This is a genomic window from Catenuloplanes japonicus (assembly GCF_000717135.1).
GTDB lineage: Bacteria > Actinomycetota > Actinomycetes > Mycobacteriales > Micromonosporaceae > Catenuloplanes > Catenuloplanes japonicus.
Genome location: NZ_JNXY01000015.1, coordinates 212940 through 230124, shown reverse-complemented (window position 1 = coordinate 230124; position 17185 = coordinate 212940). Strand labels below are relative to the sequence as shown.

The 17185-nt window shown below is 71.5% G+C and carries 20 protein-coding genes; 12 read left to right on the top strand and 8 right to left on the bottom strand.

What is annotated here, in order from left to right:
* Nucleotides 1-26: 26 nt before the first annotated feature.
* Nucleotides 27-545: a hypothetical protein gene (locus OP04_RS21700; protein ID WP_157240150.1), complete on the top strand. Its 519-nt coding sequence runs from the start codon at nucleotides 27-29 to the stop codon at nucleotides 543-545.
* An 85-nt stretch (nucleotides 546-630) separates the two neighbouring features.
* Here OP04_RS21700 and OP04_RS21695 read toward each other — a convergent pair whose 3' ends face one another.
* A complete protein-coding gene (locus tag OP04_RS21695) occupies nucleotides 631-1347 on the bottom strand; it encodes an alpha/beta fold hydrolase (RefSeq protein WP_033341571.1) in 717 nt (238 codons plus the stop codon).
* 149 nt (nucleotides 1348-1496) lie between these two features.
* Here OP04_RS21695 and OP04_RS21690 point away from each other — a divergent pair, with 149 nt between their 5' ends.
* The 3 genes from OP04_RS21690 (at nucleotide 1497) to OP04_RS21680 (ending at nucleotide 3048) form a co-directional block, all read left to right on the top strand.
* Nucleotides 1497-2141: a pyridoxamine 5'-phosphate oxidase family protein gene (locus OP04_RS21690; RefSeq protein ID WP_033341570.1), complete on the top strand. Its 645-nt coding sequence runs from the start codon at nucleotides 1497-1499 to the stop codon at nucleotides 2139-2141.
* Nucleotides 2142-2253: 112 nt separating this feature from the next.
* On the top strand, nucleotides 2254-2640 hold the full coding sequence (locus tag OP04_RS21685; RefSeq protein WP_157240148.1) for a hypothetical protein: 387 nt from the start codon (nucleotides 2254-2256) through the stop codon (nucleotides 2638-2640).
* Nucleotides 2641-2667: 27 nt separating this feature from the next.
* Entirely contained in the window at nucleotides 2668-3048 is a 381-nt protein-coding gene (locus tag OP04_RS21680; protein ID WP_033341568.1) for a hypothetical protein, read from the top strand.
* A 40-nt stretch (nucleotides 3049-3088) separates the two neighbouring features.
* Here OP04_RS21680 and OP04_RS56490 read toward each other — a convergent pair whose 3' ends face one another.
* Nucleotides 3089-3700 (bottom strand): TetR/AcrR family transcriptional regulator, encoded by a 612-nt coding sequence (locus OP04_RS56490; RefSeq protein WP_033341567.1) that lies wholly within the window; start codon nucleotides 3698-3700, stop codon nucleotides 3089-3091.
* 129 nt (nucleotides 3701-3829) lie between these two features.
* Here OP04_RS56490 and OP04_RS21670 point away from each other — a divergent pair, with 129 nt between their 5' ends.
* Nucleotides 3830-5332, top strand: a complete 1503-nt coding sequence (locus OP04_RS21670) for an MFS transporter (protein WP_033341566.1) — start codon at nucleotides 3830-3832, stop codon at nucleotides 5330-5332.
* 771 nt (nucleotides 5333-6103) lie between these two features.
* Here the strand turns inward: OP04_RS21670 and OP04_RS21665 are convergent.
* Genes OP04_RS21665 through OP04_RS21655 form a run of 3 tightly spaced genes read right to left on the bottom strand, consistent with a single transcriptional unit; the run spans nucleotide 6104 to nucleotide 7166 of the window.
* A complete protein-coding gene (locus OP04_RS21665; RefSeq protein ID WP_033341565.1) occupies nucleotides 6104-6523 on the bottom strand; it encodes an SHOCT-like domain-containing protein in 420 nt (139 codons plus the stop codon).
* Nucleotides 6524-6552: 29 nt separating this feature from the next.
* A complete protein-coding gene (locus OP04_RS21660) occupies nucleotides 6553-6801 on the bottom strand; it encodes a hypothetical protein (protein WP_033341564.1) in 249 nt (82 codons plus the stop codon).
* Nucleotides 6801-7166, bottom strand: a complete 366-nt coding sequence (locus OP04_RS21655) for a DUF2089 domain-containing protein (RefSeq protein WP_033341563.1) — start codon at nucleotides 7164-7166, stop codon at nucleotides 6801-6803. Before OP04_RS21655 ends, OP04_RS21660 begins: the two co-directional genes overlap by 1 nt.
* A 121-nt stretch (nucleotides 7167-7287) precedes the next feature.
* On the opposite strand from OP04_RS21655, the gene OP04_RS21650 reads away from it, so the two are divergent.
* Complete coding sequence (locus tag OP04_RS21650) at nucleotides 7288-7617, top strand: ArsR/SmtB family transcription factor (RefSeq protein ID WP_033341562.1); 330 nt, start codon at nucleotides 7288-7290, stop codon at nucleotides 7615-7617.
* Nucleotides 7617-8303, top strand: a complete 687-nt coding sequence (locus OP04_RS21645) for a cation transporter (RefSeq protein WP_051798620.1) — start codon at nucleotides 7617-7619, stop codon at nucleotides 8301-8303. The genes OP04_RS21650 and OP04_RS21645 overlap by 1 nt, the downstream gene beginning before the upstream one ends.
* Before the next feature lie 38 nt (nucleotides 8304-8341).
* On the opposite strand, the gene OP04_RS21640 is transcribed toward OP04_RS21645, so the two are convergent.
* The 3 genes from OP04_RS21640 to OP04_RS21630 are packed head-to-tail and all read right to left on the bottom strand — an operon-like array spanning nucleotide 8342 to nucleotide 11115.
* Nucleotides 8342-9430 (bottom strand): PucR family transcriptional regulator, encoded by a 1089-nt coding sequence (locus tag OP04_RS21640; protein ID WP_232323684.1) that lies wholly within the window; start codon nucleotides 9428-9430, stop codon nucleotides 8342-8344.
* Nucleotides 9423-10211: an ABC transporter permease subunit gene (locus OP04_RS21635; protein ID WP_033341561.1), complete on the bottom strand. Its 789-nt coding sequence runs from the start codon at nucleotides 10209-10211 to the stop codon at nucleotides 9423-9425. The genes OP04_RS21640 and OP04_RS21635 overlap by 8 nt, the downstream gene beginning before the upstream one ends.
* A complete protein-coding gene (locus OP04_RS21630; protein ID WP_033341560.1) occupies nucleotides 10189-11115 on the bottom strand; it encodes an ABC transporter ATP-binding protein in 927 nt (308 codons plus the stop codon). Before OP04_RS21630 ends, OP04_RS21635 begins: the two co-directional genes overlap by 23 nt.
* Nucleotides 11116-11289: 174 nt before the next feature.
* Here OP04_RS21630 and OP04_RS21625 point away from each other — a divergent pair, with 174 nt between their 5' ends.
* The 5 genes from OP04_RS21625 (at nucleotide 11290) to OP04_RS21605 (ending at nucleotide 17184) form a co-directional block, all read left to right on the top strand.
* On the top strand, nucleotides 11290-12027 hold the full coding sequence (locus OP04_RS21625; RefSeq protein ID WP_033341559.1) for an SDR family NAD(P)-dependent oxidoreductase: 738 nt from the start codon (nucleotides 11290-11292) through the stop codon (nucleotides 12025-12027).
* A gap of 95 nt (nucleotides 12028-12122) precedes the next feature.
* Entirely contained in the window at nucleotides 12123-12452 is a 330-nt protein-coding gene (locus tag OP04_RS21620) for a PadR family transcriptional regulator (RefSeq protein WP_033341672.1), read from the top strand.
* A gap of 12 nt (nucleotides 12453-12464) precedes the next feature.
* A complete protein-coding gene (locus OP04_RS21615) occupies nucleotides 12465-13328 on the top strand; it encodes a pentapeptide repeat-containing protein (protein ID WP_033341558.1) in 864 nt (287 codons plus the stop codon).
* A 1031-nt stretch (nucleotides 13329-14359) separates the two neighbouring features.
* Complete coding sequence (locus OP04_RS21610; protein ID WP_051798571.1) at nucleotides 14360-15676, top strand: salicylate synthase; 1317 nt, start codon at nucleotides 14360-14362, stop codon at nucleotides 15674-15676.
* A complete protein-coding gene (locus OP04_RS21605) occupies nucleotides 15673-17184 on the top strand; it encodes an amino acid adenylation domain-containing protein (protein WP_051798569.1) in 1512 nt (503 codons plus the stop codon). Before OP04_RS21610 ends, OP04_RS21605 begins: the two co-directional genes overlap by 4 nt.
* Nucleotide 17185: the final 1 nt, after the last annotated feature.

Here is a 17185-nt window from a genome sequence, read left to right as displayed (position 1 = left end):
CGCGCCGGACACGGGAGGGCAACACCATGCTCAGGAAGCTAGCCACAGTGCTGGTCGCGGCGACCGCGGTGCTCGCCGCGTCGGCCGGGATCGCGCACGCCGCGCCCGCGCTGCCGAACTTCACGGCGCAGGCACAGGCGTCCGGTCTGACCGCGGCCGAGGCGACGAACCTGCAGGGACGCGTGGACGCGGTCCTCGCCGGCATCCCCGGCGGCACGCAGGTCTCCCCCACGGTGGTCGAGTACGACGGCCTGACCGTCACGTTCGCCGCGAAGCAGCAGCCCGCGGGCGAGATCGGCACGCAGGCGATCAGCTGCCAGTACCTGTACTTCTGCATCAACGTCGGCGGCGAGGCGTTCGCGTTCACCTCGTGCCAGTACTGGGACCTGTCTAACTGGGAGGGCGTCTCGCCCTACAACAACAACCAGAGCTCGGGCACGGTCTTCCGCGCCTACGACCGGAACTACAACCAGGTGTGGAGCTCGCGCGCACCGGCCTCCGGCTCGGTCAACGTCACGCCGTGGTGGCACATCAAGCCCTGCTGATGCTCACGACATCGGCCGCCTCCTGGATGTCCGGGGGCGGCCGATGTGTCGCGCCGCGGCCGGGCAGGCCGCTCCGCGGCGACGGTCAGTCGGTCACGTGGGCGGCCGCGGCCAGGATCGTGTCGATCGTGGTCTGCGGCTGGGAGAGCATGGACACGTGCGAGGCGGCCACCTCGGTGATCTTCGCGCCCGCGCGCTCCGCCATCGACCGCTGCGTGGCCGCCGGGATCACCAGATCCTCCGTGCCGACCACGGCCCAGCTCGGCGTCGACTTCCAGGACGGCGCCCCGGACGGCGTCGCGTTCGCGCTCAGCGTGATCGGCCGCTGGCCCACCACGGTCAGCCACCGGTCCGCCTCCGGCAGATCCTGTGCGAACGAGCGGTGCACCGTGTCCGCCTTCAGGAACGCCTCCGCATCCCCCTCGGGCGCGCCCGGGTAGCCGGCGATGTCGAAGACCACGGTCGGGTCCGGAATGTCGAACGCGGACCCGGAACCGCCCAGGATCGAGAAGACGGTCTCCCCCTCGTCCGGCACGAACGCGTTCACGTAGACCAGCGCGCTCGCGCCCGCCACGTTGCTGATCACGACGCCGCCGTACGAGTGCCCGACCAGCACGACCGGCCCGGGAACGCGCTGCGCGACGAACGACGAGACGTACGCCGCGTCCGTGGCCACGCCGCGCAGCAGGTTCGTCGGCGCGAAGACCGCGTAGCCCTGCTCCCGCAGCGCGGGCACGACCGCGTTCCAGCTGGAGGCGTCGGCCCAGGCCCCGTGCACCAGGACGATCGACGGTTTCGCCATCTCTATCTCCTCTGTCGTGTCTTTGCTCGTGGAAGGTCCTCAGCCTGTCCGGAGCCGGTGAAGAACGAGTGAAGCCGCCGATCCACTGTTCCTCCACCACGGTCCTCTACGGTCGCCCCACGACCGCTCGACCGCTCGGGAGACCTGCCATGCCGCACCGCTACCTTGCCGCGCTCGACACCCCGTCGGTCGAGGCCGCGCAGCGGGAGTACGGCAGTCACACCGCCATGCGCCGCCTGATCTCCGGCTGGGACACCGACGCCGTGCTCGGCGAGGACGAGACCGCGTTCATCGCCGCACGGGACAGCTTCTACCTCGCCACCGTCGGCGAGACCGGCTGGCCGTACGTGCAGCACCGCGGCGGCCCGCCCGGCTTCGTCACCGTGTTGGGCGAGGAGGACGACGCGAGCGTGCTTGCCTGGGCCGACTACCGCGGCAACCGCCAGTACGTCTCAGTCGGCAACCTCCGTGCGTCCGCCCGCGTGTCGCTGCTGTTCATGGACTACGCCCAGCAGCAGCGCCTGAAAGTCCTCGGCGAGGCCCGCGTGCTCAAGGCCGACGAGGGCCCGGAGCTGACCGCGCGGGTGAGCACCCCCGACTACCACGCCCGGGTCGAACGCATCATCACCGTGCGCGTCCACGGCTACGACTGGAACTGCCCGCAGCACATCACCCCGCGCTGGACCCGCGCCGAACTCGCGCCCGCCCTCGAGAAGCTCCACACCGAACTCGACACCCTCCGCGCCCGCACCCGCCACCTGGAACAGGAGTTGGCCGCGCTCCGCGCCCGCTGACCCGCAGCCCTTCCGCCGCCGAGCCTTGTGCACATTTTTCCGCTTTTTTGATGATCCGCGTTATCGGCGGTGATTTGTGGGGAACCTCATGGCGGACAGGGGGAATCTCACCATGACCAAGAACAGGCTCGCGCGCGGCGGACTCGTCGCCGCACTGGCCGTCGCCGGTCTCACCGTGGGTGCCACACCGGCCCGCGCCGACGAGACCTGGGGCTTCCGCCTCACCAACGACGGCGGCCTCATCTCCGACATCTGCGTGGCCACCGACCGGCAGACCGTCTGCACCGGCCGGGTGCCGACCGGCCACTCCGAGGTCTACCGCGTCACCTTCAGCGACCCGGCCTCCTTCCGCTGCAACGCGAAGGAGGATTTCGGCGACAACGCGCAGACCAGGAACTTCAACCGCGGCGAATTCAAGGAATGCATCTGGGTCAGCCGCTCGCCCAGCGGCTGGATCGACGGAAAGCGGCCAGACGGCAGCACCGCACGACTCAGCTGACCGTCCACAGCCGACAGGAGGAACATCATGAAAATCGTCCGTAACGGCCTCGTCGCCGCCCTCATCGCCGCCGGCGGAATCGCGGTGGCCGCCTCACCCGCTCAGGCCGATCAGACCTGGGGCTTCCGCCTCAGCGTGAACGGCTGGCACATCACCACGCTGTGCGTCGCCACCGACCGGCAGACCGTCTGCACCGGGCGCGTCCCGGCCGGCCACTCCGAGGTCTACGACGTCACGTTCAACGACCCGAACTCGTTCCGCTGCAGCACCAAGGAGGATCTGCGCGGCGACCGCCAGACGAAGAACTTCAGCCGCGACGAGTTCAAGGAGTGCCTCTACTCCTCGAACTTCCAGGACCAGCGCATCCTCGGCAAGCGCCCCGACAACAGCGAGGCGGCCCTCGGCTGACCCTCTCCGGGGCCGGCCCTCACCGAGGCGCCGGCCCCGGTCACGCCTGTGGCGTCAGCAACGCCCCCATCACCGCACGCAGCGGCTCCGTAAGGGCCTCCTGATCCGCTGAGGCGAGCGGCTCCAGCACCGCCGACGTGCGCAGTATCGCGAGTCCCAGCGCCGCCGCCAGCGCCACCTGCGCCCGCAGCAGCAGCGTCTCCTCCTCCGGATGCCCCGGATACCAGCCGCCCGCGGTCGCCATCCGCTCGGCCAGGAAGCGCAGCTTCGCGTGCCGGATCCGGTCCGCCTGCTCGTCCCCCGAGCTGCGGAGCAGCATCAGCACCTGCTGCGCCTGCCAGTCCGCGGACGGCCCGGCGAGGTGTCGCGCCATCGAGGCCGCCACCGCGTCGATCGAGTAGTCCTTCTGCACGACCCGGTCCAGCTCGTCGGCCGCGCCCATCAGGCACGCCTCGAACAGCCCTTCCTTGGACACGAAATAACGGCTGATCAGCGCCACGTTGACGCCGGCCTGGTCGGCGATCTCGCGCACGGTGGTGGCGGCGTATCCGTTGCGGGCGAAGCGGCGCCGGGCCGCGTCGAGCAGGAGCTGCCGGGTGGCGGCGGCGTCCCGGCGGCGGGTGGTGGCGGGCTGGTCCTCGGCGGGCAACATCTGGTCCCTTCGTTCGGTTCACCAGCGTAGCCGTCACCCGATGTGACGTAAACAATCGTTGACTTGGTTCTCCAAAAGCTTGTACTGTGCACGTAATCAATCGTTTACATCATCTAGGTTCGAGGATCAATGGCACAGACAATCAAGAGCCCTGCCAGGGGTACGGCACGGCACGGCAACCTGCTGGTCCTCTACCTGTCGCTGGGCGGCCTCGCGTTCGCGGTCCTCCAGTCGCTCGTCGCGCCCGCCATGGCGACGATCGCGCGGGACCTGAACGCCACCACCGGTGACATCAGCTGGATCCTCACGGCGTACCTGCTGTCCGCCTCGGTCCTGACCCCGATCCTCGGCCGCCTCGGTGACATGGTCGGCAAGCGCCGCGTCCTGATCGGCGTGCTCGCCACGCTCGCGGTCGGCACGCTCCTGGCCGCGCTCGCGCCGAACCTGGCCGTCCTGATCGTCGCCCGCGTGCTCCAGGGCGCGGCCGGCGCGGTCATGCCGCTGTCCATCGGCATCGTGCGCGACGAACTGCCGCGCGACCGGGTCGGCGTGACCATCGGCCTGCTGTCCGCGATCTTCGGCATCGGCGCCGGCGTCGGCATCGTGGCCGCCGGCCCGATCGTGGAGAACCTCTCCTGGCACTGGCTGTTCTGGCTGCCGCTGGTGCTGGTCGTCATCGCGCTGCTCGGCGCCATCTTCGGCATGCCGGACTCCGCCGTGCGCACGCCCGGCCGCCTCGACGTGCTCGGCGCCGGCATCCTCTCCGTGTCGCTGGTGGCGCTGCTGCTGGCGATCAGCAAGGGCCAGAGCTGGGGCTGGGCCGCCGGCAGCACGATCGGCCTGCTCGCGCTCGGCGTCGTCGCGCTGGTCGTGTTCATCGTCGTCGAGATGCGCGTCCGCGAGCCGCTCATCGACATGCGCCTGCTCGCGATCCGCGGCGTCTGGACCGCCAACCTGGTCGCACTGATCTTCGGTTTCGCCATGTTCGGCACGTTCGTCCTGGTCCCGACGCTGCTGCAACTGCCGGCCGCGACCGGCTACGGCTTCGGCAAGTCCGTCTCCGAGGCCGGCCTGTTCCTGCTGCCCACCACGCTGACCATGGTCGTGTTCGGCCCGCTGGCCGGCATGCTGGTCCGCCGCTTCGGCCCGAAGCTGCCGCTGTTCCTCGGCGCGGTCGCGGTCACCGGCGCGTTCCTGCTCCCCGCGCTCGCCCACGGCGAGCTGTGGCAGATCGTGGCCTCCGGCCTGCTCACCGGCGCCGGCATCGGCCTGGCGTTCGCCGCCATGTCGAACGCGGTCATCGAAGCCGTCCCCGCCGGCCAGACCGGCGAAGCCAGCAGCGTCAACGCGATCGCCCGTACCATCGGCAGCAGCATCGGCACCGCCGTCATCGCGGCCGTCATCTCCTCGCACAGCACCCCGCAGGGCCTCCCCACCGACGACGCGTTCACGGTCGGCTTCTGGGTCTGCGCCGGCGTCGCCGTACTCGCCATCGCGGCCGCACTCGCGGTCCCGTCCGCCCACCGCCGCCACGTCGAGGCCGTCGCCCACGGCGTCGACGACCTCCCGCCGGAGCCCGAGGAACTGCACCTCCCCCACCTGCACCACCACAAGGAAGACGCACGCAACTGACGCACCCGGTGTAGCCGTGGGACACGACGTGTCCCACGGCTACACCGGTCATGCGGGCCGCGACGCAGCAGGCGGGCGAGGCCGCAAAGATCAAGATCTAGTTAATCTCCCGCTTCCGGCGCGGTCCGGCAGCGCTGCTCCGGCGGGCGCTTGAACTCCCCTGGGGACGACCCCAGACCCCGACCCTGACCCGCTCGCGGCGGACGGCACACTGCCCGCTTCACGAAGATCAAGATCCAATTCATCTCCCCGCTTCCGGCGCGGTCCGGCAGCACTGCTCCCGCGGGCAAACCTCGCCATACGCCAAGACTTCGCTGGCGCTCCGCTTGCCTCCCGGCATCGGAGCCGGTTCCGCGCGGTGCAGGGAAAAGCACGCGACTCCCGCCGCGCTCACGAAGATCGAGGCGCGTCCCGCACACCGCCCGGCAGAGCACGCGATCCCCGCCGCACTCACGGAGATCGAAGCGCGCCCCGCCCCCAGCCGGGTGGAGGTGACCCCCACCTGGCCGAGATCAACGAGCACTCTGTGCCCGAAATTTCGTGTTATTGGTTGCGTTGGATGGGCTGGTTGCTGTTTGCCTCCGGCGGGAGCGCTCCGGCTCCGGGGCAGGGTCCAAACCTTGCAGCTGCGCTGCCGATTCCGACGGGTGGCTGGGTCTCGTGCGGGCCTGTCTGCCCCGCGGTCACCCGTGGGGGCGCTTACGCATAAAGACGAAACACCCGGCCGCGGGCGGGCGGTGGTGACGGCCGTGGTCGTGGCGTCTCCTGGGGTCACTCGCAGAAGACCTTCACGGTCGAGCCGGGGTCGTCGACGTCGACGGTGAGGTCGTCGAGGTGTTCGATGAGGTCGTCGAGGTGCTGGGGTTTGAGCTGGGTCAGGTCGATCGGCCACCCGGCCCTCGCCAGCTCCGTGTTGGCCTTGGCGAGCGCGGGCGGCGGGACGAGCGCGGTCAGACGGACGCCGGCACGCAGCAGCTGGAGCGGGACGCGGATGTTGATCCGGCTGGAGCCGTCGCCGCTGGTGCCGTCGTCCGCGACCACCAGCACGCGCAGGAACTTCGGGCGGGGCTTCGTGCCGGGCACGGGCTCGGGGTGCTGCCGGTCGAGCGCGTCGATCAGGCGCTCCGCCTCCTCGGCCGTGACCTTGCCTTCGGCCAGCATCTCCAGGATCTGGCGGCGGTGCTCGTTCATGATCTTTCCTCCCTGACAGGACTGACGACTCAGATGACGTGGACCAGTACGGCCGTGCGGCCCTGGGTGATCTCGAAACGGGCGCCGGATGACGCCCACAGCAACTGGCCGGCGCCGCGCAGCGCGCCGACCGGACTGACCCGGTAGATCACGCACGCGACCAGGACGGCCAGGAGCAGCAGCGGTGACAGCACCAGCAGCACGGGCAGGACCGGCACGTACAGCCGCAGCCAGCGGCCGTTGCTCCGGCGCTGGCGGTACGTCACCAGCCGCGGCATCACCGGGAGCCGCCCAGCTCGGCCAGGGCCTGCTCGGGGCTGATCTCGCCCTGGCGCAGGCGGGCGATGACGTCGGCCGGGTCCGGGAGCGCCGGGTCCGGCCCGGCGAAGTCGAGCAGCTCGCCGATCCGGTTCAGCCGCGCTTTGATCGTCGGGTAGCTCACCCCGAAGATCCGCTCCATCTCCTTGATCGAGCCGTGCGACCGGACGAACGCGGCCACGAACACCTGGTCCTCGATGCTCAGCCGGGCCAGCTGCGGTGGCTCGAACGCGCCCTCGATCGCGATGCCGCTGCCCGCGAGCCGCACCCGCTCGATCACGAACGCCTGCCCGCGGGTCAGGTCGGTCAGCTCCTGCCAGTCCACTTCGACTCCCCTCGACGTACCCTCTTATTTGTATCTTGATTTTTATGATTTTTGAAGCGTTGGAAATCAATTTTCTTAAGGCGTATTCCAACAGTACAGTGAGTGCTGTACTGTTCGCGGCATGGAGACCGTGACGCACGGGCAGGTTCTCGCCCGTTTCGGGCACGCGCTGTCCGACCCGACCCGGGCGCGGCTGCTGCTCGCGCTGCGCGACGGGCCCGGCTACCCGGCTGAGCTGGCCGCGCTGCTCGGCGTGACCCGGCAGAACCTGTCCAACCACCTCGCCTGCCTGCGCGGCTGCGGCCTGGTCGTCGCCGCGCCGGAGGGCCGGCGCACCCGCTACGAACTCACGGACACGCGCCTCCGGCACGCGCTCGACGACCTGCTCGGCCTGGTGCTCGCGGTCGACCCGGCCGCCTGCCCGGACAGCGCGACGAAGGGGTGCTGCTGATGGGTGCCGCGCGCCGCGCCCTGCTCACCCGGCGGATCCGGCTGCTGGTCGCGGCCACGATCGGCTACAACGTCATCGAGGCGGTCGTCGCGATCAGTGCCGGCACGGCCGCGTCCTCCACCGCACTGATCGGCTTCGGCCTCGACTCGATCATCGAGGTCTCCTCCGCGGCCGCGGTCGCCTGGCAGTTCGCCGGGCGCGACCCCGAGGCCCGGGAGAGGATCGCGCTGCGCGTCATCGCGGTCTCGTTCTTCGCGCTCGCCGGCTACGTCACGGTCGAGTCCGTCCGGGCGCTGATCGGTGGCGGCGAGGCCGCGCACTCCCCCGTCGGGCTGGTCCTGGCCGCGCTGTCGCTGGCGATCATGCCGGGCCTGTCCTACGCCCAGCGGCGTGCCGGTCGCGAACTCGGCTCACGCACCGCGGTCGCGGACTCGAAGCAGACGCTGCTCTGCACGTACCTCTCCGCGGTCCTGCTCGTCGGCCTGGGGTTGAACAGCCTCTTCGGCTGGAGCTGGGCCGACCCGCTCGCCGCCCTGGTCATCGCCGCGGTCGCCGTGAAGGAGGGCCGCGACGCCTGGCGCGGTGACGCCTGCTGCCCTCCGGCCGGCACCACCGCCGACGCCTGCACCGACGGCTGCTGCACCACCCCGGTCAGCGTCGATGATCGCGTCATCACGAAAACCTGAAGATCCAGCGTGGGTACGGGTGGGAGGCGCCTGATCGGTCACGGCCAGCCGAGGAGACGCGCGCCGAGCACGGCGGCCTGCAGGGTGAAGCGCTGGGTGGGCTCGCCGGGGTGGTAGCCGGTCAGGGCGTGGATGCGGTCCAGGCGGTACGTGACGGCGCGGACCGACAGGTGCATCTGCCGCGCGGTGGCGGCGTGGTTGCCCTGGTTGTCGAAGAGCACGGTGAGCGTGTCCAGGTACGGCCGGGCGCCGCCGCGCGCGGTGACCAGCGGCCCGAGGACGGTGGTGACCAGGTCGGTGATCGCGTCGCGATCGCGGAGCAGCACGGGAAAGACGAGCAGGTCGGCGGCCTGGAGCACCGGCGCGGTGAAGCCGAGCTTGGCCGCGTGGTCGAGCGTGCTGCGCGCCTCGTCGAGCGACCTGGCCAGGCCGGGGAGGCCGGGGTGTGCGCGGCCGGCCGCGACCTGCCATCCGCCGCCGCCGAGCGCGCCGAGCAGCAGGTGGGCGAGTTCGGCGGCGATGCCGCGCAGGCCGCCCGCGCTGATGCAGACCAGGTCGCCGCCGCGCAGCGTGGTCAGCGTGTTGCCCTCGCCGAACCTGCCGGCCAGCGCGGCATCGATCCGGTGCGTGATCTCCGTGGTCAGGCCGGTTGCGCGTGCGACGAGCACCACGTGGGTCGCGGAGAGCCGGATGCCGTAGCGGCCGGCGCGCTCGGCGAGCCCGCCCGGGTCGGCCCTGCCGGTCAGCAGGTCGTTGACGAAGGTGGTGCGCGCGTCGTCGTACCGGCTGAGCTCGGCACGGTTCTGGTGGGTGTAGCCGTCGAGGACCGCGGCCATCACCGCGCGGATGGTGGCCAGCGTGTCCTCCTGTCGCGTGGTGGCCGGCGTGTCCTCCGCCCGCGCGGTGGCCGGTGCGTTCGCCGCTCGCGTCGTGGCCGGTGCGTTCGCCGCTCCCGTCGTGGCCGGTGCGTTCGCCGCTCGCCAGTAGGAGGCGAGCACTTCGTCGACGAGGCGCGGCAGGGGCAGGCCGGCGTCGGCGGCACGCGCGCCCAGCGCCGCCGCGGCGCGGTGCCGGTCCCCGCCGGGCGGTAGCGCCGCGAGGCCGTCGGCGAGCCAGGGTTCAGACACCGACGTCACGGCGGTCGAAGAGGAGCACCCCGGCGGCGGCGGTGACCGCGCCGACCGCGACCAGCACGGACAGCTCGGCGGGGTGCCATCCGGTGTGCAGCGGGTCGGTGCCGATGAAGTAGTGGAACGGGGACAGCCAGCGCACCCAGTGCACGCCGTCGACCACGTCGCTGAGCGCGTGCGCCATGTAGGTGGCCACCGCGATCGCGCCGGTGACGGCGAGGACCGTGCCACGCCGGCCGGTGGCGGCACCGGTCAGGAACGCGATGCCGGTAAAGCACCACACCAGGGCGATCAGGCCGGCGCAGGCGGCGGAGACGTGCGACAGCGGGATGTCCATGCCCACGATCGGGATGACGATCAGCAGCACGGCCCAGGGCAGCGCGGCCACCAGCGTGATCACGGTGCCGGCCGCGGCGAGGCGCTGCCCGGCGAACGTGGTGCGCGACAGCGGCACCGCCATCAGCAGTTCCATCGCGCCGGCCTCCTCCGGCACGGCGATCGTCCGTGCGGTCAGCGTGACCGCGCACATGAGCAGCAGCAGCGGGCCGAGCAGGCTGAACACGCTGGCCTGCAGGTATCCGGCCGGGGAGATCAGGTCGGCGACGCCGAGGAAGTCGAGGACGTTCTGCGGCAGCGCGTCCTGCTTCACGTCGGCCACGCCCTGGAAACTGGCGTAGAAGCCGGAGTAGACGGTCGTGAACACGGCCACGCCGGCCGCCCAGCCGATCACCGTACGGCGGTCGTCCCGCCAGGTCTTACGCACCAGTGCGGGCAGCATCGCCGGCTCCTTCGGAGTGGTAGTAGTAGGACAGGAACGTCTCCTCCAGGTCCGGCTCCGCGGACAGCAGGTCGACGACCTCGTGCCGGGCCGCGACCTTGATGAGCGGGTCGAGGCGGCCGTCGACCGTGCAGGTCAGCACCGGTCCGGACACGACGACGTCGCTGACGCCCGGCAGTACGGCGAACTCGTCCGGGGCGACCGGATCGGCGAAGTGGATCTCGACGGTGCGCACGGCGCGCCGGCCCAGCGACTCGACGCGTTCGACCGCGGCCAGCCGTCCGTCGCGGACGATCGCGACCCGGTCCGCGGTGTGCTGCACCTCGGCCAGCACGTGCGAGGACATGAACACGGTCTGCCCGTCGGTGCGGGCGTCGCGCACCATGGCCAGGAACTCCTGCTGCATCAGCGGGTCCAGGCCGCTGGTGGGCTCGTCCAGGATCAGCAGCGCGGGCCGGTGCATGAACGCCTGCACCAGCCCGACCTTCTGCTTGTTGCCCTTGCTCATCGCGTGCACCGGGCGGGAGAGGTCCACGTCCAGGCGCGCGGCCAGCTCCGTCACGTGCGTCCAGGCGACGCCGCCCCGCGCGTCGGCGAAGAATCGCAGCAGGTCGTCGGCCCTGCCGCGGCCGGGAAAGGCCAGCTCGCCGGGGAGGTAGCCGATCCGGCGGTGCAGCGAGGCGCGGTCGCGGCGCGGGTCGAGGCCCAGGACGGTGGCGTGCCCGCGGGTCGGGCGCAGGAAGTCCAGCAGCAGCCGGATCGAGGTGGTCTTCCCGGCCCCGTTCGGGCCGAGGAAGCCCATCACCTCCCCGGCACGGACCTCGAGGTCGAGGCCCTCGATGCCGCGCCGGTCACCGTAGAACTTGGTCAGCCCCTCGGTGCGGATCGCGAAGTCGTCGGTCATACCCGTCATCCTCGCCGCCCGTCGCGGCCGGATTCCAGGCGCGGACCCGGCCGGAAACCGCCCGGATCGTTGCCGGGGTCCGGCAAGGGTGGCGCCCGCCACAGGTTTATTGACTGTCTGGTCCATAACCGATTTTATGGACCAGACAGTCAATAAACCTGAAACGGAGTGACCATGAAGGTTCTGGAGGGCAAGGTCGCGGTGGTGACCGGCGCGAACACCGGCATCGGGCTGGCTATCGCACGGGCGTACCACGCGGAAGGTGCCCGGGTCTTCGTCGCCGGGCGGCGGCAGGCGCAGCTCGACGAGGTGGCGGCCGAACTCGGGCCGCAGGTGACCGGGGTCCGTTGCGACGTCGGCCGCCTTGAGGATCTCGACGCGCTCTACGCGACGGTCGCGGAGCGGGCGGGGCGGATCGACGTGCTGGTCGCCAACGCCGGGATCGGGATCGCGGCGCCGCTCGGCGAGATCACCGAGGAACAGTTCGACGCGATGTTCACCACCAACGTCAAGGGCTCGCTGTTCACCGTGCAGAAGGCGTTACCGCTGCTGAACCCCGGCGCGTCGATCATCCTCACCGGATCGTCGGCCGGCACGCGCCCGGAGCCCTACCTGCCCGTCTACGGCGCGACGAAGGCCGCGATCCGGAACCTGGTCCGCGGGTTCGCCCACGGCGCCGGCGCGGGCGGGTACCGGATCAACGTGCTCTCACCCGGCGGCACCCGCACCCAGGGCCTGATCGACCTGGTCCCGGCCGAGGCGCTCGCCGCCGCCGTCGCCACGTCCGTGCCGCTCGGCCGGCTCGGCGAGCCCGAGGAGATCGCCGCGGCGGCGGTCTTCCTGGCCTCGGACGCGTCCAGCTACGTCAACGGCGCCGAACTCGCGGTCGACGGCGGCAGCGCGCAGATCTGAGACGCCGAGCGGCCACGGTCTACCTCTACCCCATCTGAGCAAGTACCTTGACTGTCACAGTACTGCGGCATACCTTGTGGAAGGAGGTGGTGAACATGAGCACGAGCAAGGTCACTTCCGATCTGCTGCGCGGCAACACGGACACGATGGTCTTGAAACTGTTGTCCGAGTCGGACCGGTACGGCTACGAGATCGTCAAGCTGATCGCCGAGCGCTCGCAGGGTGCGTACGAACTGAAGGAAGCCACGATGTATTCGAGCGTCCGGCGCCTCGAGGCGGACGGCGACATCACGTGGTACTGGGGCGACGAGTCGCAGGGCGGCCGCCGCAAGTACTTCCGGATCACGGACAAGGGCAGAGCCACCTACGCCCGCAACAAGAGCAATTGGGAGTACGCCAAGCGCGTGCTCGACACCCTGCTGTAGAGGGACGGGGCCATGACCGACAGGATCAACGACTATGTGGACGGCGTCTTCAAGCCCTACGAGGGCGCGAAGAGCGTCGCCGAACTGAAGGCCGACCTGCTGGCCGACCTGCACGAGCGGTACCGCGATCTGAAGGCCGAGGGCCACGACGACGCCACCGCGCTAGAGCTGACCATCGACAGCATCGGCGACATCGAGCAGACCGTCCGGGAGGTCTCCGCGCTCTCCCGGACGCTCGAACGGCAGCTGGTGACGCGCTTCGACGGGACCGACCAGACCGGCGGCGACTTCGCGGGCACCACCGTGCGGGGCGGGAAGTTCTCCGGGTCCGCGCTGCGCGGCACCGACTTCTCCCGCGCCGACCTGACCGGCAGCACGTTCCGGGGCAGCGACGTCGCGGACGCGAACTTCGACGGCGCGAACCTGACCGACGTGACCATGACCGCGAGCGATCTGGAGCGGTCCAGTTTCCGCGGCGCCACGCTGGTGCGCACCGACGTCAGCACGTCGAGCCTGCTGGAGACCCGGTTCGCCGAGTCGGCGCTGGTCGACGTGAAGTTCCGGATGACGGACCTGCGACGCACGGTCTTCGACAACTGCACGTTCACCGGCGTCGACTTCTCCTACTCCGACCTGCGGGGCCTGGACCTCAGCGGCGCGGCGATCACCGGCGTGCGCTTCGACCGGGCGGACCTGCGGGAGGTCAGCTTCCGCGGCGCGACCCTGCGCGACGTCTCGTTCCGGTCCTGGAGCCGGAAGTACCGCAACGCGCTGCGCACCGTGGACTTCGACGGCGCGCGGATGGACAAGCTCACGCTCGCCGGCCTCAAGGGTCTCGGCGTGGACGTCACCGGCGTGACCGTCATGGAGCGATGACCGCGGCGATCCGCCGCACGATCGCCTGATGAGAACCCGGTGGCGGGGACCGCGATCCCCGCCACCGGGTTCTCATCAGGAGAGCTTTGACGACGGTGCGGTCAGCACGCCGCGGGCGGCGGTCGGGCCGGCGTTGAGGTGGAAGACGTCGTCGTCGACCTGGATCGCATGGCCGGCGGCGACGGCCGGGAGCGTGGGCCAGAGCGCCTTGCCGGTCAGGGCGGACGGGTCGCCGCCCCTGCGGCGGGTGGCCTGCTTCCTGCTTCGCGAAGATCAAGAGCCAGGTCATCTTCCCGCTCCCGGCGTGGTCCGGCAGCGTTGCTCCCGCGGGCAAACCTCGCCATACGCCAAGACTTCGCTGGCGCTCCGCTTGCCTCCCGGCATCGGAGCCGGTCCCGCGTGGCGCAGGGAAGAGCACGCGAGTCCCACCGTGCGCGCGCCGCGCGTCCCGCGCCGCGCGCAGTGCCCTCCCATGATCGGGGTGTCCCCCATGTTGCCGGAACAGCATCGGGGACACCCCGATCATGGGCCTCGGAGCGGAGCGCGCGGGCGGGTCTTTGCTTTGAGCTCAGCCACCCGCGGCAGCGGAAGGGAGGAGCGCCAGCGACGACCGGTGCCCGCGGGAGCATGCGGATCGCCACCACGCCGGGAGCGGGAACATGAACTGGATCTTGATCTTCGCCCTTCGGGCTGCGACAGGACACTGAAGGCCGCGCCGGCACTCGGGTTCACGCATCGGGACGCGGTGCTGGAGATCTGCCCGCCGACGCGGCCGGAATTCTCCGTCGTTCTGCGTAGAGCAGCGCCCCGCGATGCCGGCGTTGTCGCGCAGGACGCCTCCTCCCTAGACCCATAAACCCTGCTAAATGCCGATAAAGGCGCCGGGCGTTGCCTTTCGTCGATTCCCCGCTTAGGCTAGCCTAACTTTACTGCTACAGCTTGTAGATTCAGCGCGCCCCCGGAAATCTCGCAGCGCCGCCGCTCCCCGGTGGTGCCGGTTCCGCGTGGGCGGGTGAGAGAGAGGACCGCGCGTGGTTCACATCTATCGGACACACAGGCTGGGCGGCACCCCCGACCCGTTGCGGCTGGCGACCAGGCTGGCCCGCGGGCTGACCGTCCCGTTCGTCCTCTATGAACGGCCGGGCACCTGGACGCTCGCGGCCGCGCCGGTGTGGGAGCTGATCCTGCGCGCGGACACCGTCGAGATCCGCGCGGACGGCGTCACCACGGCGGTGCCCACCGGCGACGACCCGATGCAGCAGGTCAGGGCGCTGCTGGCGGACTGCCCGGTGGGCGGCTGGCGGGTGCACGGCTGGGCCGCGTTCGAGCTCGGCCGGCTGCTGCACGGCGGCGCGCGACCGGCCGGGGACGGCGTGCTGCTGCACCTGATGGTGCCGGGCATCGAGGCCCGGATCGGCGCGGACGCGGTCGATCTGCGCGCACTGTCCGCGGCGGATCTCGACGCGCTGGCCGCCGCCGTCACGGCCGGCCCCGTGGGCCCGGAGCACGGCGAGCAGGTGCTGCCGGACGTGGAGCACGGCGCGGAGGCGTACCGGACCGCGGTGGCGGCCGCGGTCGGGGACATCCGCGACCGCCGCCTGCAGAAGGTGATCCTGTCGCGGGTGGTGCCGGTGAGCGGCGCGGTCGATCTCGCGGCCACCTACGAGCTGGGGCGGCGCGCGAACACGCCGGCCCGCTCGTTCCTGCTGCGGCTCGGCGACGCCACCGCGGCCGGGTTCAGCCCGGAGACCGTGGCCGAGGTGCACGCGGACGGCACGGTCTCCACCCAGCCGCTGGCGGGGACGCGCGCGTTCTCCGGTGATCACGACGAGAACGCGCGGCTGCGCACGGAGCTGACCGGCGACGCCAAGGAGATCTTCGAGCACGCCATCTCCGTGAAGCTCGCCTGCGAGGAGCTGACCGGCCTGTGCGTGCCGGGCAGCGTGCAGGTCGGCGACTTCATGACCGTCACCGAGCGCGGCAGCGTGCAGCACCTCGCCTCGCGCGTCAACGGGCGGCTCGCCGAGGGGCGCAACGCCTGGCACGCGTTCGCCGCGCTGTTCCCGGCCGTCACCGCGTCCGGCATCCCGAAGCTCGCGGCCTGCGAGAGCATCCACCGGTACGAGACGGCGGCGCGCGGCCTCTACAGCGGCGCGGTGCTGACCGCGAGCCACGACGGCGACCTGGACGCGGCGCTGGTGCTGCGGACCGTGTTCCAGGACGGCGGGCGCACGTGGCTGCGGGCCGGCGCCGGGATCGTGGAGCAGTCCACACCGGAGCGGGAGCTGGAGGAGACGCGGGAGAAGCTGCGCAGCGTCAGCCGGTTCCTGGTCCGGGCCGCGGCATGACGCTCGCGGCCGCGTTCGAGGCGCAGGTGCGGCGGACGCCCACGCACGTCGCGGTGGTGCACGGGCCGCACACGCTGACGTATCAGGAGCTCAACGCGCGGGCGAACCAGCTGGCGTACCACCTGATCGGCGCCGGTGCTGGCCCGGACGACCTGGTCGCGCTGGTGCTGCCGCGGTCCCTGGAGATGGTGGTGGCGATGCTCGGCGTGCTCAAGGCCGGGGCCGGCTACCTGCCGATCGACCCGGCGTATCCGGCCGCGCGGATCCGGTCCACGATCGCGGACGCGGGCGCGGTCCTGACGCTGGTCACCGAGGACGCGGCGGTCGGCGGGCTCGCGCTGGACCGGGGCGCGGTGCGGGCCGCGCTGGCCGGGCTGCCCGGCAGCGACCCGCCGGACGCGGCCCGGCGCGGGCGGGTGCACGCGGATCACGTCGCGTACGTCATCTACACGTCCGGGTCGACCGGGCGGCCGAAGGGTGTGCAGGTCACGCACCGCAACGTGCTGGCGCTGTTCGCCGCGTGCGGGCCGCTGTTCGGGTTCCGGGACGACGACGTGTGGAGCGTCTTCCACTCGTACGCGTTCGACTTCTCGGTCTGGGAGCTGTGGGGGCCGCTGCTGTCCGGCGGCCGGGCCGTGCTGGTCGACCGGGAGACCGCCTGGTCGCCGCCGGACCTGGTGCGGCTGCTGGCCGACGCGGGCGTGACCGTGCTCAGCCAGACGCCGTCCGCGTTCTATCGGCTCGTCGCCGAGGGGACGAGGCTGCCCGCGCTGCGCACGGTCGTCCTCGGCGGGGAGGCGCTGGACGTGTCCCGGCTCGACGCCTGGCGGGCGCGTCACCCGGACCGTCCCGTGCTGGTCAACATGTACGGGATCACCGAGACCACCGTGCACGTCACCCACCACGCGCTGCCGCCGGGCGCGACCGGCAGCCCGATCGGCCGCGTGCTGCCCGGCTTCACCGCGCACGTGCTCGACGACCGGCTGCGCCCGGCCGACGACGGCGAGCTCTACCTCGGCGGCGACCAGTTGGCCCGTGGCTACCTGGGCCGGCCGGGCCTGACCGCGGGCCGGTTCGTGGCCGGGCCCGGCGGCACGCGCCTTTACCGCACCGGCGACCTGGTCCGCCGCGCGCCGGACGGTGGTCTGCACTATGCCGGGCGGGCGGACGCCCAGGTCAAGATCCGGGGGTTCCGGATCGAGCCCGGCGAGATCGAGTCCGTGCTGTGCGAGCACCCGGCGGTGACGCAGTGCGCGGTCGTGGTGCGGGACGACCGGCTGATCGCCTACCCGGTCGCCGCGGGCGCGGAACTCACCGGGCTGCGCGCGTGGGCCGCGGCCCGGCTGCCCGCCCACATGGTCCCGGCCGTGATCGTCCCGCTGGACGCGCTGCCGCTTACCGCCAACAGCAAACTCGACCACCGCGCGCTGCCGCCACCACCGCCCGACGCCCGCGCCGGGCGCCGTGAGCTGTTGCGACGCCGTCTCGCCACCGCTGAGGGGAACTGAT